The sequence below is a fragment of the Amycolatopsis sp. NPDC005232 genome (assembly GCF_040607795.1).
GTDB lineage: Bacteria > Actinomycetota > Actinomycetes > Mycobacteriales > Pseudonocardiaceae > Amycolatopsis.
Window position 1 is genome coordinate 185,377 of record NZ_JBEXHL010000002.1, and the last position, 15,573, is coordinate 200,949.

Sequence of the window (15,573 nt, forward strand, 5' to 3'; positions counted from 1 at the left end):
CGAATCCATGGTCGAGTTGGTCCTCAGCACCGCCGGAGTCCGGTTCGCGATCTCGCCGCTCGAGGAGGTCATCGGGGTGGTGCGTGGGTGGCTGGGGAGGCGGCGGTTGCCCGGCGGGGTCGTGTGGTTGGGCGAGGAGCGGTTGGACGTGCCGGAGCTGGCGGCGGTGCTCGGGGCGCGGCACTACATCACGGAGTTCCTCTCACCACCACCGGCGACGCCCGAGACCACAGCCGACGAGCAGTTGATCGTGGTCAGGGGGACGCCGCCGGGGCAGGTGCGGGTCGAGCTGGGGATGGTGGACGCCGACCTGACGAAGCTGCCGCGGGATCCGGCCGCGGCGCGGGACCTGCTGGCGGAGCAGCTCGAGACCGTGTGGAACCACATCGTCGAGCCGGAGTGGGGGCGGATGCGGGAGGTGCTCGCCGCGGACATCGCGTACCGGACGCGACGGCTGGGTGAGCAGGGCGTGGTGGGGGTGTTCGAGGGGCTGCACCCGCGGGTGCGGCTCACCAAGGACTCCGTGCTGGTCGACATAGCGGCACGGCAGCGACTCACACTCGACGAGCGGGGGCTGCTGCTGGTGCCGAGCGTGTTCGCGTGGCCGTCGGTCGGGGTGGTCACCGTGGCGCCGTGGCAGCCGACGTTGTTGTACCCCGCGAGGGGTGTGGCCGGTCTGTGGACGGAGCCGGCGGCGGCGCCGGGGGCGCTGGCCGGGGTGGTGGGGCGGACGAAGGCGATGTTGCTCACCACGTTGGACCGGCCGGCGACGACCACGGAGCTCGCCGTGCGGCTCGGGCTGGCGAAGGGGACCGTTTCCGCGCACCTCACGGCGTTGCGGGCCGCGGGCCTGACCGCGACGACGCGCCAGGGTCACCGAGTGCTCTACCGGCGGACCGAGCTTGGCGACGCGCTCTGCGCGGGCATAGGGTGAATGTGACCATGTGTGAAGGAGAATCCTGATGCGGATCGTCCATTTCGGACACGCCTGTGTACTTCTGGAAACCGACGGCGAGCGGATCCTGATCGACCCGGGCGCGTTCTCCACCGACTTCGAGCGCGAGCGCGAGCTGTCGGCCGTCCTCATCACCCACCAGCACTTCGACCACATCGACGGCGAGCGCCTGCCGAAGGTGCTGGCGGCGAACCCGGACGCGAAGCTGATCGTCGACCCGGGCTCGGTCGAGACCGTGCAGAAGCTGAATCTGCAGTACGAGGTCGCGAACGTCGGTGACGCCTTCGAGATCGGCGGCACCGCGGTGAACGTGGTGGGCGGTGAGCACGCCGTCATCCACAGCGACATCCCCGTGATCCCGAACATCGGCTTCGTGCTGGACCACGGCGCCTTCTACCACCCGGGCGACTCGTTCTTCGTGCCCGAGCAGAAGATCGACGTGCTCGGCCTGCCGACGGGCGCGCCGTGGCTCAAGGCCGGCGAGGCGGTGGACTTCCTGCGGGCGGTCGCGCCGCGCAAGTCCGTGCCGATCCACGAGGCGGTGCTGTCGAGCCCCGCGCTGCACTACGGCCTGTTCGAGAACCTCGCGCCGCAGGGCACCGAGGTGAAGGTCGTCGAGCGCGGCGTCGCCACCGACCTCTGAGGACACTCCGGGGTGGTGACCGACGGGTGACCACCCCGGGAGCTCAGGGTCGCGAACCCACGATCTGCAGTGCGAACCGGCTGTACTCGTCGGCGACGGCGCCGGCCGGCATCGGGCCGTCGTCGCGGAACCAGCGGGCGATGCTCACGCACATCTCGCGGATCGCGAACGACGCCAGCGCCGGCGAGCCCACGTGGAACACCCCCGCGTCGACGCCACGGGCGATGATCCCGCGGAAGGCGTGCTCGTGCCGGCGGCGCCGGTCCTGAAACCGTGTGCGATGCGGTTCGCCGAGGCAGTCGGTGTCGCGGTTGACCACCAGCGCCTCGCGCCGGTGGGTGGCGTGGCGGAACGCGTACACGCGGGTGGCGCGCGCGAGCTGGGTCGGCCAGTCACCGTCCTCGCCGGTCACGCGCTCGAAGTCGTCGAGCACCGCGGCGGTCGTGCGGTCCACAATGGCGCGCAGCAAGTCCTCCTTGGACCGCATGTGGTTGTAGAGGCTCGGGGTACGGATCCGCAGCACGTCGGCGATCTGGCTGAGCGCGGTGCCGTGGTAACCGCGTTCGGCGAACAGCGTGAGCGCCGTGTCCAGCACCACTTCTTCGCTGACCGCGGCGCGCGTTTGGCCTGTCGTCACCAGTTCCTCCCCCGCACGAGCGCACCGAAACCGGCGAACTCGGCATCCGTCAGCGGCCGGTCGACCGGGAACACGACCTCGTCCGCCACGAATTCCCGCCGCTGTGTCACGACGACGGAGCTGGTCGGCACCGGTCGGCCGAGCGCGGCACAGCGGGCGGCCAGGTCGTCCGGTTCGCCCGGGACGTCCGTGGTCTGGCGGCACGTGGCGAACTCCGCCGCCAATCGCACGGTACCCCGGCCGCCGGCCACCGTGATCGGCACCGGGCCCAGCGCGCCGAGTACTTCCTCGGCCAGGCGGGCGTGCGCGGTGATCGAGCCGAACGGGCCGTCGTCGTCATCGGCCGGACGCAGCCCGAGCACGAAGCGGCCATCGCTGAGGTACTGGACGGTTCGCGCGCCGGGCAGCACCTCCGCGGGCCGAGGCGCAACGAAACAGCAGATCTCGGCCGAGGTGGTCTCCACCGCCAGAGCCGCGCACAACGCGAGATCGCTGTCGACGTAGAAGGTCGCGCAGCCGTGGCGTTCAAGCACTCGCCACGTCTCCCGCGCGGCCGAGGCCGGCACGCCGGACAGCCGCAGCCAGGCGGCGGTTCTCATCGCGGGTTCAGCTCCTGCGCCGCGGCCTCCACCGCGTCGACGATGCCGACGTACCCGGTGCACCGGCAGATGTTGCCGGACATCTCCTCCCGGATGCGTTCCCGGCAGGGCGCGGGTTCGCGGTCGAGCAGGTCCAGCGCCGTCATCAACATTCCGGGCGTGCAGAATCCACATTGGAGCCCGTGGTTCGCGCAGAACGCTTCCTGCAACGGGTGCAACGTGCCGTCGTCGGCCGCGAGGCCCTCGACGGTGCTGACGGAACACCCGTCCGCCTGCACGGCCAGCATCAGGCACGCACGCACGGGTTCGCCGTCCACCAGCACAGTGCACGCGCCGCACACGCCGTGCTCGCAGCCCAGGTGCGTGCCGGTCAGGCCGAGGTCCTCGCGCAACGCGTCGGCGAGCGTCCGGCGCGGCTCGACGTCGACGTCGTAACGGGTTCCGTTGACGCTGAACTCGGCTTTCATGCCGCGGCTCTCTTCCCGTGAGGTGCCAGGGCGCGGCGGACGAACTCCGCCGTCATCGCCCGCCGGTAGTCCGCCGACGCGTGGATGTCGCTCTGCGGCCGGGTTTCCGCAGCGGCGGCCGCGGCGACGGCGTCGACATCGGCGCCGTCGTTCAGCAGCTGCTCGGCCTCTGCCGGACGCAGCGGTACTCCGCCGACGCCGCCGATCGCGAGCCGCCACCGACCGTCCACTTCGGCCGCGACGACGAGCACGAGCCCGAAGTCGCCATGCCGTCGGGAAAACTCGGCGAACCCCCACCTCGACGGCACCGGCAGGTCTACCTCGGTGATCATTTCGTCCTCGGCCAGCGTGGTTTCCAGTGGCCCCGCGAAAAACGAGGTCGCCGTCTCCACGCGCACACCACCTGGCCCGGCAATGTGGACGGTCGCTTCCAGCGCGGCGGCGACCACCGGGAGCTCAGCCGACGGGTCGGCGTGCGCGATGCTGCCGCCGCTCGTGCCGCGCGAGCGGATCGCCGTGTGCCCGATCCAGCGTGCGGCCTCGGCGAGGAGCGGGTGGTGCGGTTGCTCGATCAGCCGCGCGTGCCGGACCAGCGCGCCGAGCCGGACGCCTTCGCCGGTGGGCGTGATCGTGGCCAATCCGGGGATCCGGTTGACGTCGACCAGGACCTGCGGGCGCGCCATGCGCAACGCGAGAACCGGCATCAGGCTCTGGCCGCCGGCGAGGATCTTGCCGTCCCCGTCGGCCTCGGCCAACGTGCGCACGGCCTCGTCAACGCTGTGCGCTCGGACGTAGTCGAACGGTGCCGGCTTCACTTCGACACCTCCTGGGGCCAGCTTTCCTCGAACGCCGTGTCCAAAGTGGAGTCCCACGGCGTGCCTTCGAACAGCGTGTCCAACGCCTGTTTCGAATACTTCAGCGACGATGGCGCGAACTCGGCGATCTCGGCGGCCCACTCCAACGCAGTATCGAGGTCACCAAGGCGGTCGACGAGTCCACGGTGGAAAGCCAGACCAGCGTCCAGCCGGTCACCACCCAGCAGCATCGCCCGGGCGGCCCCGCCGCCGGCCAGCAACGCCAGGCGGCGGACCGTCCACGGGTCCACGGCCAGGCCGTTACGCGCGGTCGGCACCGCGAACACCGCGGACGGTGCCGCCACCCGCAGGTCACAGGCGATCGCGAGCTGCGTGCCGGCGCCGATCGCGGGCCCGTTGACAGCCGCGAGCACGGGCACGGGCAGCGCCGTGACGCTGCGCAGCGCGCCGTACAGCGCCGTGCGGAACCCATCGCCGTAAACGCCACCGAGGTCGGCCCCCGCGCAGAAGCTCGTACCCCGGCCGGTGATCACCAGCGCGCGCACCCGCGGGCCGACGTCCAGAACGGCTTTGCGCAGGTCGACGCAGTGTTCGACGTCCAGCGCGTTGCGCCGCTCGTGCCGGTCGAGGGCGATGACACCGACCTCGCCGCGGATCTCGGTCGTGATCATCGCAGTGCCTCCCAGATCGCGCCAGGCGTCAGCGGCAGGTGCGTGACCTGCACGCCGATCGCGTCGGTGACCGCGCCCGCGAGCACCGCGTTCGGCCCGAGCGTGCCGCCCTCGCCGACGCCGCGGACGCCGAGCGGGTTGTCCGCGGGGTGCGAGAGGTGACCGATCACGAGCTCGGGCACCTCGGCGCTGGTCGGCATGAGGTAGTCCATCAGCGTGCCCGTGGACAGGTTGCCGCCCTCGTCGTAGATCAGGTGCTCGTACAGCGCACCGCCGATGCCCTGCGCGATCGAGCCGGCGATCTGACCTTCGACAACCTGCGGGTTGATGACCGTGCCGGCGTCCTCGACGCACACGTACTTGAGGATTTTCAGCTCGCCCGTCGCCCGGTCCACCTCGACGACCGCGGCCTGCGCGCCGGCCGCGAACGCCCCGCGGATCGGGTCGTAGAACTGCGTGGCCTCCAGCCCCGGCTCGATGCCCTGCGGCAGCCGGTTGGACTCCAGGTACGCGACGCGCGCCAGCTCGGCCAGCGTGCCAATGGGTTTGGCTTCTCCGGCGACACGCACGTCACCGTTCACGAGGCTGAGATCGTCCACATTGGCCTCGTACAGCTCGGCCGCGAGCCGGAGGATCTTCTCCCGCACGGCGACCGCCGACCGGTGCGCCGCGCCACCGCCGATCACGGCCTGCCGCGAAGAGAACGCGCCGAAACCCCAGAGTGATTCGTTCGTGTCGCCGATCCGGACCTCGACGTCCGCATAGGACACTCCGACCGCGTCCGCCACGATCTGCGCCACGGTCGTTTCGAGCCCCTGCCCCTGGGACGTCACGCCGGACAACACGGTGACCCCGCCGTCGGGGTTGACTCGCACGGTGCACGCGTCGTGACCGGTGCGGAACGGCATCCGCGGACCGGCTGAGGCGGCGCGGCCCAGGCCGGTCAGCTCGTTGTAGCAGGCCAGCCCGAGACCGATGGGGTTCTCGCCGGCAGAGCGGCGCCGCGCTTGCTCCGCCCGGAAGTCCTCGTACCCGATGGACTCCACGGCCTTCTCCAGGCACTCGCCGTACCAGCCGGAGTCGTCGACCAGCCGCGACGGCATCCGGTACGGGATCTCCTCCGGCGTGATCAGGTTACGCCGTCGAATGTCCAAAGCGGACATCCCGAGCCCGGCCGCCGCCGCGTCGAGCACCGACTCCATCGCGAACACGCTCGCCGGCCGTGCAACACCCCGGTAGGGCCCGGACGGCGCCGTGTTCGTCGCGACCCCGCGCACGGTGCAGCGGTAGTGCTGCAACCGGTACGGCCCGGACAGCAGCCCGCCGGCCATCAGCGGCTCGATCCCCGCCGTCCACGGGTACACCGAATACGCGCCGACGTTGCAGGTCACGTCCGCGTCGAGCGCCACCAGCTCACCGTCGGACCGGAACCCCGCCTTCACGACGTAGCGGTGATCACGCGCGTGCGTGGCCGCAAGCAGGTGCTCAGCGCGGTCCTCGACCCACTTCACCGGCACCCCGCGCAGCTGCCGCGCGATCAGGCACAACGCGACGTCTTCGGGATACACCACGGCTTTCACGCCGAAACCGCCGCCGACGTCGGGCGCGATCACCCGCACGTTGCCCTCGGGGATGCCCAGCAGCTCAGCGATCATGTTGCGCGCGATGTGCGGCACCTGCGTGCCCGACCACAGCGTGAGCCGGTCGTCCGCCGGGTCCCACAGCGCGACGCCCGCGCGGCACTCCATCGGGTTGCCTGCGTGGCGGTTGGTGATCAGCTCGCGCTCGACCACGAGATCCGCGCCGGCCAGCGCGTCCGGCACCTCGCCGGTGTCGAAAGTGCGCTCCAGCAGGACGTTGTCCGGCGCGTCGGCGTGCAACGGCTCGGTCGGCGGCAGCCACGCGGTGATGTTCACGGGCAGCGGTTCGTAGTCGACGTCGATGAGCTCCAGCGCGTCTTCGGCGCGGTAGCGGTCGTCGGCGACGACGGCGGCCACCGGCTCGCCCGCGAACCGCACCTTCTCCCGTGCCAGCAAAGGCTGCTCGGTCTCCACATAGGACGGCAGCGCCGATAGTGCTCGCAACGGCACGGCGGCGAACTCCGGCTGGTCGCCGGTGAACACGTGCACGCGCGGGAGCTCGCGAGCGGCGGACGCGTCGACCCGCGTGATCCGGGCATGGCCGAACGGACTGCGCAGGAACGCGACGTGGCGCATCCGCGGCAGCTGCAGGTCGGAGACGTACCGCCCACGCCCGGTGATCAGCCGTGCGTCTTCCTTGCGCCGCACGACCTTTCCGACGGCGCCGACAGGGTTCTCCTCCATGGTCGTCACGGCATCGTGTAGCCGCCGTTGACCGACACGATCTGCCCCGTGGTCCAGGACGAGATCGGGGAGGCCAGCAGCAGCACGGTCGGGGTGACGTCCTCGGCGCGCCCCAGGCGGCGCAACGGGTAGGCCGACAGGATCTTCTTCATCTTGGCGTCGTCGGCGTGTCCGGTGTGGTCGTCCAAACTGGACGTCTGAACGAGCGCGATGGAGACGGCGTTGGCGCGGATCCCGTGCCGGGCCAGCTCCTTGGCGAGCGACTTGGTGAGGCCGACCGTGGTCGAGCGCGTGGTGGCCGTGACCAGCAGCCGTGACTCGCCGACGCGGCCGGAGTCGCCCATGAGGTTCACGATGGCGCCGCCACCGCCGTCGACCATCTGCTTCGCGACGGCCTGGGTGATCCGCAGCGTGCCCTCCACCGTCACACCGATCTGCGGCGCCCAGTCTTCTTCCGTGGTCTCGAGGAACGGCTTGCTCTGCGTGGCCGCGGCGTTGTTGACCAGCACGTCGATCGAACCGAGCTGCGCCGCGACGTCGGCGACGGCCGTGCGCACAGAGTCGCCGTCACGCAGGTTCGCGCCCACGGCGATGGCCTTCACGCCGAGCGCGGCCGCTTCCTTCGCCGCGGCTTCGGCGCCGTCGGAGGAGGTGTTGTAGTGGAACGCGACGTTGGCGCCTTCGACGGCGAACGCCATCCCGATCGCGCGGCCGAGCCCTTGGCCGGCACCGGTGACCAGCACGTTCTTGCCGCTGAGCTTGAGGTCCATGGGTTCCCTTTCAGATGAGCTCGAACCGGCGCTCGCCGGAGACGGTCACGACGCGACCGAACCGCAGACCCGGGAAGTGCGCGCCGGCCACCGCATCGGAGCTGTCGGTGAGCTCCTCGATCAAGCCGGCGCGCACCTTCCGCGCGGCCGCGCGGTCGACATCGAAGATCGCCTCCCACGTCGGATCGGTGAGCTCCACTGTGGAGTGTGCGACGTCGCCGAGCAGCAGCGCACGTTCGCCCTCGCTGGAGACCACGAAGATCGTGGAGCCGGGTGTGTGGCCGGGCACGTGCCGGGTGTCGAGGCCGGGCGCGAGCGTGGTGTCCGCTTCGAACGGTTCCAGCCGCTCGGCCAGCGGCGACAGCTTGCGCACCGCGCCGGGTTCGGCGTCCGGACTGTCGACGAAGTGCGCCCAGTCGGCCGCGTGCACGCGGTAGGTCGCGTTCGGGAACACGACCTGGCCCTTCTTGGTGGCCCAGCCGACGTGGTCGAAGTGCAGGTGCGTGAACACGACGTCGGTCACGTCGTCGGGAGCGACGCCGTGTTCACGCAGGCTCTCGAGGAACTGCCCGCCGTGGTACTTGTCGTTGTCGATCGTGCCGACACCGGCGTCGATCAGCACCACGCGGTCGCCGGTGCGCAACAGGAACCCGCCGAGCGTGAGGTCGAGATCGCCGCGCGCGTCGAGCAAGTGCTCGTGACAGGCCCACGCGTCGGGCACGTCCGGTCGCACGAGGACTTCCCGGGCGGGCTCGCGGCCGTAGCCGTCGTAGACCGGCTCGATGGTGAGCGCTCCGACCTTCATGCCGGCACCACCAGCGTCCGCACGCCCTGACCGGCGGCCATGTCGGCGAGCGCGTTCTCGATGTCGCCGAGTCCACCGTGGCCGGTCACCATCTCGGCGAGGTCGAGCCGTCCACTTCGGACGTCTTCGAAGTACCTCGGCAGGTCGTGGGCCGCGTCGAGCGAGCCGGCGACGCAGCCGACGAGGGTGCGGGCGAAGTGGAACAGTTCGAGCGCGCTGAAGGAGACGAGCTCGTCCTTGCCGCCGACACCGACCACGCACGCGGTGCCGCCGCGGCGCGTCATGCCCCACGCGTCGCGGATGGTGCGGGCCGAGCCGACGCAGTCGAACGCGTAGTCCACGCCTTCGCCGCCGGTCAGGGCGCGCACGGCTTTTTTCGTGGTGTCGTCGGCCGGGACGAAGTGGTCGGCGCCGAGTTTCGTGGCGTAAGCCGCCTTGTCGGGGTTGCGGTCGACGGCGATGATCGTGCGGGCGCCCGCAAGCTTCGCGCCCTGAATCGCCGCCAAGCCCACGCCGCCGAGACCCACGACCAGCACCGACGAGTCGGGCTGGACGCGCGCGGTCTTGGTGACGGCCCCGACGCCGGTGGTCACCGCGCAGCCGAGCAACGCGGCGTCGGCGGAGCTGATGTCGTCGGGCACCTTCACCGCCGCGGCGGCCGGGACCACGGTTTGCTCGGCGAAGGAACCGACAGTCAGGCCTGCGTAGACAGGGTTTCCGTCCGTGTCCGACGCGTACGGTTCGCTGCCACGCGCGGCCCCGTTGACGCACAGGTGTGCCTCCCCCCGTCCACAGTGGACGCAGTCGCCGCACGGCGTGATCCACAGCAAGATCACGCGATCGCCTTCGGCCAGATCCGTGACTTCAGCGCCGGCCTCCAGCACCGTTCCGCACGCCTCGTGCCCGAGCACGGCCGGGAGCTGCTGCGCGAGCACGCCGCGGGCCAGTGACAGGTCGGAGTGGCAGACGCCGGTGGCGTCGATGCGCACCCGCACGTCACGCGGGCCGACATCGCGCAGGCGGATGCGTTCGACGGTCATCGGAGCGCCGGTTTCCCGGAGCACCAACGCGTTCACTTCGGTCACAGCTGCACCGCCTTGATCTCGAGGACGTCGGAAATGCCGTAGTCGCCGATCTCCCGGCCGATGCCCGACGCCTTGTACCCGCCGAACGGCGCGCGCGGGTTGAACGGCGCCGCGTTGACGTCGACCTGACCGGTGCGGATGCGCGCGGCGTACTCCAGCGCGTGGTCCGGGTCACCGGTCCACAGTGCACCCCCGAGGCCGTAGCGCGAGTTGTTGGCGATGGCGATGGCGTGGTCGTCGGACTCCGCGGACAGGATGGCCAGCACGGGGCCGAAGACCTCTTCCTGCGCAAGGCGGGAGTCCGGATCCACACCGCTGTAGACGGTCGGGGTGACGTAGTGACCGCGCTCGGGCAGCTCGACCGGCCCGGTGATCACGCGGGCCTCACCCGAGCCCAGGAAGCTCTCGACCTCCTTGCGCTGCCCGGCCGAGATCAGCGGCCCGAGCCGCTCGCCGGGCACGTACTTCGCGGACGCGGCGGCCGCCAGGTCCTCGACCTGCTGCAAGCGGTCGGCCGGCACGATCAGCCGCGAGAGCGCGGTGCACGTCTGGCCGCCGTTGAGGTAGCAGTTGGCAACGGTGACCTTCACGGCCTTGGCCAGCAGCGCGTCATCCACATCGGACAGAACGACGCTCGCGGACTTCCCGCCCAGCTCCAGCGTGACACCCTTGATCGTCTCCGCCGCCGCGGCCGCGACCTGTGCCCCTACCGGCGTCGAGCCGGTGAAGGACACGTGGTCGACGCTCGCGTTGCGCGTGAGCTGGTCACCGACGTCGCCGCCGCCGCCGGTGACCAGGTTGATCACGCCGGCCGGGAACCCCGCGGCTTCGAAGGCACGCATCAGCTCGAACGCCGTGAGCGGCGTCAGCGCGGCGGGCTTGAGCACCACGGTGCAGCCGGCCGCCAGCGCCGGGACCACCTTGACCACGATCTGGTGCAACGGCAAGTTCCACGGCGTGATCGCGGCGACGACACCGACTGGCTCGCGCAGGATCACGGAGTTGCCCAGCTTGCTCCGGAAGGGAAACTCTTCCAGGGCGTCGGCCGTCTGAGCCAACACGGCGAGCGGAGTGTCCACATGCAACTTCCGTGCCACCGGTGGTGGAGAGCCCTGTTCGAGCGTGATGAGCTCGGCGAACCGGTCGGCGCGCCGGGTGATCACGTCGTGCAGACGGCGCAGCGCGGCGGCCCGCTCGGCGGCCGGCGTGGTGGCCCAGCCGTCGAACGCCGCGTTGGCCGAGGCCACGGCCAGGTTGACGACGGCGGGCGAGGCCTGCGTGACGACACCCGCGAGCTCCTCGGTGGCCGGGTTCTCGACCTCGCAGTCGGTGCCACCGCCGGCGATCCACTGGCCACCAACGTAGAGGTGGGGTTCACGAACCACGGTCACTGCGTCGCCTTTCCCTTGCGCGCCAGGAGGATTACGAGCACGACGAGCAGCAGCGCGACGGCCGCGACGGGCACCGCGCGCTTGGCGACCGTGCCGCCGACGCTCGCCACCACGTCGAGCGGTTCGACGTCGTCGAGGTTCACGGGCTTGACCGGCGCGGCGCTCGCGACCTCCGCTTCCAGGCGTTGGACGAACTGGCCGAGCAGCTTGCCGGTGACGTCGGCGATCACGCCGCGGCCGAACTGCGCGACCCGCCCGGACAGCGCCAGGTCGGTGCGCACGTCGACCTTCGTCCCGCTGCCCTGCGCGGTGAGCGTGGCGGTGACGGTCGCGGCGGCGTTGCCCTGACCGCCGGCGTCCTTGCCCTCGGCCCGCAGCACCGCGTAGTGGGCGCCGTCGTCCTTCTCGACGAAGCGCGCCGTGCCCTGGTACTTCGCTGAAACGGGGCCCACCTTGATCTTCACCGCGCCGCGGTACACGCCGTCTTCGACACCGAGCAGGGCCGCGCCGGGCATGCAGGGCGCGACGCGTTCGAGGTCGGTCAGCACGCGCCAAGCGGCGTCGACCGGCAGATCCACGGTGAAGGTGTTCGAGAGGTCCACGTACACCACCTTACTAATTAACGTTAGTTTGCAGAGTAGGGGCGCGGCTCGATACGGTCAACCCGCGGTCGGAATCAGGCGTCGACCAGGCGTTCCTGCAGACGGAAGCGCATGACCTTGCCGGAGCCCGTGCGGGGGATGGCGTCGATTTCGAGGATTTGCTCGGGCACCTTGAAGTGCGAGAGCTCCTGCGCGCACGCGGCGCGCAGCGTGGCCACGTCGAGGGCGCCGGGTTGTTCGGGCACGACGAACGCCACCGGCACCTCGCCGAGGTCGGCATGCTTGCGCGCGACGACGGCGGCGTCGGCCACGCCGGGCACCTTCAACAACACGGCTTCCACCTCGGCGGGGTAGATGTTCTCGCCGCCGCGGATGATGAGCTCCTTGGTGCGACCGGAAATCGTGAGGAAGCCGTTGGCGTCACGGCGGCCGAGGTCGCCGGTGCGGTACCAGCCGAGCCGCAGCACTTCGGCGCTGGCCTCGGCGCGGTTGTGGTAGCCCCGCATGATGTTCGGGCCGCTGACCCACAGCTCGCCCTCTTCGCCGACGCCGACGTCCTCGCCGGTCACGGGGTCAACGAGGCGCACGCCGACGCCGGGCAACGGCAGCCCGCACGAACCCAGCACCCGTCCGCCGTCCGGGGTGTTCATGGTGACCATTGTGGACGTTTCGGTGATGCCGTAGCCCTCCAGCAGCTGCACGCCGAACGCCTCCTCGAACTCGGCGTTCAGCGCCGCCGGCATGATCGCGCCGGCCGACACGCACATGCGCAGCGTGGTGCTGCGCCACGGCGTGCCGCGGACTCCGTGCAGGAGGTACTGGAACATCGTGGGCACGCCGGGCATCAGCGTGAACGGCTCTTGTTCGAGCAGCTCGAGCACACGGGGAGTGGAGAAGCGCGGCAGGATCCGCTCCGTCGCGCCGACGGCGAAGACGCCGAGCACGCACAGGTCCAGGGCGTAGGAGTGGAACAGCGGCAGCGGGCAGAGCACCCGGTCGGCCGACGTGAGGCCCACGATCGGGGCCCAGCACGCGGCGACCACCCACAGACAGCTGCGCTGCGTGAGCAGCACACCCTTGGGGCGACCGGTGGTGCCGGACGTGTAGAGCATCCACGCGACGTCGTCGAGCCCGAGGTCGTCCCGGGGCGCGGATTTCGGCTCAGTGGTGGCGAGGTGTTCGTAGTTCTCTTCGGGTGCTTCGTTTTCCGTGACCAGCACGACCAGCGCTTCCCGACCGTCGACCATGGCGCGAACGTGCTCGACGTGCGCGTCGTCGGTGATCACGACGCGCGCCTCGCTGTCGGCGAGCTGGTACGCGACCTCCGCGGGCGCGGCGTTGGGGTTCACGCACACGCCGACCGCGCCGAGCCGCGTGGTCGCGAGGTACGCCTCGGCCGTCTCGACGCTGTTTTCCAGGTAGATCAGCACCCGCGCACCCCGGGCCACGCCGCGATCCACGAGGTTCCCGGCGAGCCGGCGGGTGCGCTCGGCCAGCTCCCCGTAGGTCACCGCCCGGCGATCGTCGTAGAACGCGACCTTGCCCCCGAAGCGCGCCGCGTGCCCGACCAGCAGCTGAGGGATGGGACGGATCAACTCGACTCTGAGCATCGACATCTCCACCGCGAGGTTAACTAATGATAGTTAGTTGATGGAGTGTAGGGAGGAGGGGCGGCGGGGGCAAGGTGCGGTCGGGTGGGGATTCGGGTGGTTTGGCCGAGGGACAGGTGCGCAACTGTGGGACGCGTGGCCTTCCACCCAGGCCGGTCTTGGCGGGCGAGATCGGAGTCGCGGCACGGTCGCTCGGGGCTTGCGGTCAGGTCGGCGGCACTCGCCGAAGACTCGGCGATGTGATCAGGCGAAGCAGGTGCGCGTCGGCGAAAATCCTCAGGCGAGGCCCGCGACGCGCAGTGCGTACTCGCTGTACTTGTCCGCCACGGCCTCTGCCGACAGGGGCCCGTCTTCGTGGAACCAGCGGGCGATGCTGACGCACATCTCCAGGATGCCGAACGCCGCGAGCGTCGCGGATTCCTCGTCGGTGGGGCCGGCCTGTTCGATGAGGGTGCGGAAGGCCTGGGCGTGGCGGCGGCGCAGTTCGAGGACGGCCGTGCGGGCCGGGTCTTCGAGGCTGGCGATGTCGCGGTTGACGATGAGGGCTTCGCGGCGATGGGTGGCGTGGCGAAGGGCGTAGATGCGAGTGGCGCGGCGGAGGCGTTCGGCGACGTCGTCGATGCCTGCGACGGCGGCCTCGTAGTCGGCCCAGACCTGTTCGGTGGTGTCGGCGACGATGTCGCGCAAGAGGTCCTGCTTGGCGCGCATGTGGTTGTACAGGCTGGGCGTGCGGATGCCGAGCGCCGCGGCGATCTGGCTGAGTGCGGTGCCGTGGTAGCCGCGTTCGGCGAACAGGGTGAGGGCGGCGTCGCGGACTGCCGCAGGGCTCACCGTGGTCTTCGTTTCCGCCATGCGGCCCATGATTCCAGCCGCGGGCTTGACGGGTGGGGTCAGGCGGCGGCCGCGCGGCGCAGGGAGCCGTAGGTGCTGCCGAAGGCGCGGTTTTCGATGGCGACGTCGACCGCGTCGAGCAGGGCCTGGCGCAGGCCGGGGCGGGTGAGGTCGGCGGCGTCGATGCCGAGGCGCACCAGGCCGCCGCGACGGGCGGCGCGGGCCGAGGCCAGCACGAGGGCGAAGCAGCGGACCGTCTCGGTGCGGTGCGACTGGCTCGTGAACTCCTGCACGCGCGCCCGGCGCACCTCGCCCGTCACGAGGTCACGGACGGAACCCGCGTCGGCGCAGAGCGTGAACCCGTGTTCCCGCAACGCTTGCAGCGTGCCCTCCGAGGCGAGCCAGCGCGGCGGCGCGAAGCCGTCGACGGCAACGCCGGTGGTGTCGAGCGCAGCCTTCGCAGCGATCAGGCGCAAGCGCGCCTCGTGCGCGGGCAGCGCGGCGAACTCCGCGCGACGGCCGAGCTGAACGGTGCGGTGAGTCGGCGTGATGCGGTGGTCGTAGCCGTGCAGCAGCACCGAGTCCCCCGCGGCGGCGCGCGTGCGCACCCAGGCGGTCACGGGGCCGTCCTCGGTCCGCGCGACGTGCAGGAGCGACAGCGGCACCCGCCGCCGCTCCAGCTCCGACGCGAGGTCGGCGCAGCGGTGCAGCGTGCGCGGGGTGGCCCCGGACAGCGATACCAGCAGGCGAGCATCCACGTGTCCCATTGCGCCTCAGCCCGGTGGCGCCTGCCTGACAACGCCGTGAACTGCGCAGAAAGGACACATGAGAGTTGCGCAGTGTCAGGCTTTGGTGGCCTCCACCAACCTGCTCACGGCCATCGCGATCCGGCCCCGCAGGTCGGGGTCGGTGATGACGCCGTCGGACACGGTGTGGCGCGGGATGGGGATGCGCGCGCAGGCGTCTTCGACGATGCGCGCGCCGGCGTAGGTGAGGACTTTGCGCAGCGATTCGTGGGCGTCCGCACCGCCGGTGGGGGCCGCGACGGACGACGCGTTGATCCACGACACGGGCTTGCCGTAGATCTCACCGCCGCCGACGGTCCAGTCCAGCACGTTCTTGAACGACCCCGGCAGGCCGCCCGCGTACTCCGGCGTGCAGATCAGCACGCCGTCGGCCGCACCGACCTCCGCGCGCAACGCCACGACGGCCGGGTGCAGGGGGTCTTGGTCGTCGTCAGGGTTGAAGTGGGGGAGGTCGCCGAGGCCCGCGTAGACCTTGGACTCGGTGAACCCCGCAGCGGTCCCGATCACCGCCGCGTTCACCGAACCGCCCCGCAGACTGCCGCAGATGAGCAGGATCACGGAC

General features: G+C 70.9%; 17 protein-coding genes. 2 read left to right on the forward strand and 15 right to left on the reverse strand.

Features of this window, described 5'->3' with window-relative positions; genetic code table 11:
• The first annotated feature begins 7 nt into the window (after positions 1–7).
• Complete coding sequence (locus tag ABZU76_RS04530; protein WP_354865031.1) at positions 8–934, forward strand: DUF5937 family protein; 927 nt, start codon at positions 8–10, stop codon at positions 932–934.
• A 28-nt stretch (positions 935–962) separates the two neighbouring features.
• A complete protein-coding gene (locus ABZU76_RS04535; RefSeq protein WP_220245103.1) occupies positions 963–1,598 on the forward strand; it encodes an MBL fold metallo-hydrolase in 636 nt (211 codons plus the stop codon).
• Between the two features lie 43 nt (positions 1,599–1,641).
• Here ABZU76_RS04535 and ABZU76_RS04540 read toward each other — a convergent pair whose 3' ends face one another.
• The 15 genes from ABZU76_RS04540 to ABZU76_RS04610 form a co-directional block, all read right to left on the reverse strand.
• The gene (locus tag ABZU76_RS04540; protein WP_354865034.1) at positions 1,642–2,235 is read right to left on the reverse strand and encodes a TetR/AcrR family transcriptional regulator; all 594 of its coding nucleotides are present in this window, start codon (positions 2,233–2,235) and stop codon (positions 1,642–1,644) included.
• Positions 2,232–2,834, reverse strand: coding sequence for a hypothetical protein (locus ABZU76_RS04545; RefSeq protein ID WP_354865036.1), 603 nt, complete (start codon positions 2,832–2,834; stop codon positions 2,232–2,234). Before ABZU76_RS04545 ends, ABZU76_RS04540 begins: the two co-directional genes overlap by 4 nt.
• Positions 2,831–3,301 (reverse strand): (2Fe-2S)-binding protein, encoded by a 471-nt coding sequence (locus tag ABZU76_RS04550; RefSeq protein WP_354865037.1) that lies wholly within the window; start codon positions 3,299–3,301, stop codon positions 2,831–2,833. The genes ABZU76_RS04545 and ABZU76_RS04550 overlap by 4 nt, the downstream gene beginning before the upstream one ends.
• Positions 3,298–4,116, reverse strand: a complete 819-nt coding sequence (locus ABZU76_RS04555) for an FAD binding domain-containing protein (RefSeq protein ID WP_354865038.1) — start codon at positions 4,114–4,116, stop codon at positions 3,298–3,300. The genes ABZU76_RS04550 and ABZU76_RS04555 overlap by 4 nt, the downstream gene beginning before the upstream one ends.
• On the reverse strand, positions 4,113–4,787 hold the full coding sequence (locus tag ABZU76_RS04560; RefSeq protein ID WP_354865040.1) for an enoyl-CoA hydratase: 675 nt from the start codon (positions 4,785–4,787) through the stop codon (positions 4,113–4,115). The genes ABZU76_RS04555 and ABZU76_RS04560 overlap by 4 nt, the downstream gene beginning before the upstream one ends.
• A complete protein-coding gene (locus ABZU76_RS04565) occupies positions 4,784–7,111 on the reverse strand; it encodes a xanthine dehydrogenase family protein molybdopterin-binding subunit (protein ID WP_354865042.1) in 2,328 nt (775 codons plus the stop codon). Before ABZU76_RS04565 ends, ABZU76_RS04560 begins: the two co-directional genes overlap by 4 nt.
• A gap of 5 nt (positions 7,112–7,116) precedes the next feature.
• Positions 7,117–7,881 (reverse strand): SDR family oxidoreductase, encoded by a 765-nt coding sequence (locus ABZU76_RS04570; RefSeq protein WP_354865044.1) that lies wholly within the window; start codon positions 7,879–7,881, stop codon positions 7,117–7,119.
• Between the two features lie 10 nt (positions 7,882–7,891).
• On the reverse strand, positions 7,892–8,686 hold the full coding sequence (locus ABZU76_RS04575; RefSeq protein ID WP_354865046.1) for an MBL fold metallo-hydrolase: 795 nt from the start codon (positions 8,684–8,686) through the stop codon (positions 7,892–7,894).
• Positions 8,683–9,771: a zinc-binding dehydrogenase gene (locus ABZU76_RS04580; protein WP_354865048.1), complete on the reverse strand. Its 1,089-nt coding sequence runs from the start codon at positions 9,769–9,771 to the stop codon at positions 8,683–8,685. The genes ABZU76_RS04575 and ABZU76_RS04580 overlap by 4 nt, the downstream gene beginning before the upstream one ends.
• Positions 9,768–11,162 carry an aldehyde dehydrogenase family protein gene (locus ABZU76_RS04585; protein WP_354865050.1) on the reverse strand — a complete coding sequence of 465 codons (1,395 nt, stop codon included), beginning with the start codon at positions 11,160–11,162 and terminating at the stop codon, positions 9,768–9,770. Before ABZU76_RS04585 ends, ABZU76_RS04580 begins: the two co-directional genes overlap by 4 nt.
• On the reverse strand, positions 11,159–11,764 hold the full coding sequence (locus ABZU76_RS04590; RefSeq protein ID WP_354865052.1) for an SRPBCC family protein: 606 nt from the start codon (positions 11,762–11,764) through the stop codon (positions 11,159–11,161). The genes ABZU76_RS04585 and ABZU76_RS04590 overlap by 4 nt, the downstream gene beginning before the upstream one ends.
• A gap of 74 nt (positions 11,765–11,838) precedes the next feature.
• Positions 11,839–13,374, reverse strand: a complete 1,536-nt coding sequence (locus ABZU76_RS04595; protein WP_354865054.1) for a class I adenylate-forming enzyme family protein — start codon at positions 13,372–13,374, stop codon at positions 11,839–11,841.
• 276 nt (positions 13,375–13,650) lie between these two features.
• Positions 13,651–14,226: a TetR/AcrR family transcriptional regulator gene (locus ABZU76_RS04600; RefSeq protein WP_354865056.1), complete on the reverse strand. Its 576-nt coding sequence runs from the start codon at positions 14,224–14,226 to the stop codon at positions 13,651–13,653.
• A gap of 38 nt (positions 14,227–14,264) precedes the next feature.
• Positions 14,265–14,972 carry a DUF2334 domain-containing protein gene (locus tag ABZU76_RS04605; RefSeq protein WP_354865058.1) on the reverse strand — a complete coding sequence of 236 codons (708 nt, stop codon included), beginning with the start codon at positions 14,970–14,972 and terminating at the stop codon, positions 14,265–14,267.
• A 75-nt stretch (positions 14,973–15,047) separates the two neighbouring features.
• Entirely contained in the window at positions 15,048–15,569 is a 522-nt protein-coding gene (locus ABZU76_RS04610) for an NADPH-dependent FMN reductase (protein ID WP_354865060.1), read from the reverse strand.
• Between the last annotated feature and the right edge of the window lie 4 nt (positions 15,570–15,573).

Bases quoted from the DNA above. Each gene is read 5' to 3' on its own strand.
- ABZU76_RS04570 (WP_354865044.1), bottom strand. From the start codon at position 7,881: ATGGACCTCAAGCTCAGCGGCAAGAACGTGCTGGTCACCGGTGCCGGC.
- ABZU76_RS04530 (WP_354865031.1), top strand. From the start codon at position 8: ATGGTCGAGTTGGTCCTCAGCACCGCCGGAGTCCGGTTCGCGATCTCG.
- ABZU76_RS04550 (WP_354865037.1), bottom strand. From the start codon at position 3,301: ATGAAAGCCGAGTTCAGCGTCAACGGAACCCGTTACGACGTCGACGTC.
- ABZU76_RS04605 (WP_354865058.1), bottom strand. From the start codon at position 14,972: ATGGGACACGTGGATGCTCGCCTGCTGGTATCGCTGTCCGGGGCCACC.
- ABZU76_RS04565 (WP_354865042.1), bottom strand. From the start codon at position 7,111: ATGGAGGAGAACCCTGTCGGCGCCGTCGGAAAGGTCGTGCGGCGCAAG.
- ABZU76_RS04595 (WP_354865054.1), bottom strand. From the start codon at position 13,374: ATGCTCAGAGTCGAGTTGATCCGTCCCATCCCTCAGCTGCTGGTCGGG.
- ABZU76_RS04535 (WP_220245103.1), top strand. From the start codon at position 963: ATGCGGATCGTCCATTTCGGACACGCCTGTGTACTTCTGGAAACCGAC.
- ABZU76_RS04600 (WP_354865056.1), bottom strand. From the start codon at position 14,226: ATGGCGGAAACGAAGACCACGGTGAGCCCTGCGGCAGTCCGCGACGCC.
- ABZU76_RS04575 (WP_354865046.1), bottom strand. From the start codon at position 8,686: ATGAAGGTCGGAGCGCTCACCATCGAGCCGGTCTACGACGGCTACGGC.
- ABZU76_RS04560 (WP_354865040.1), bottom strand. From the start codon at position 4,787: ATGATCACGACCGAGATCCGCGGCGAGGTCGGTGTCATCGCCCTCGAC.
- ABZU76_RS04545 (WP_354865036.1), bottom strand. From the start codon at position 2,834: ATGAGAACCGCCGCCTGGCTGCGGCTGTCCGGCGTGCCGGCCTCGGCC.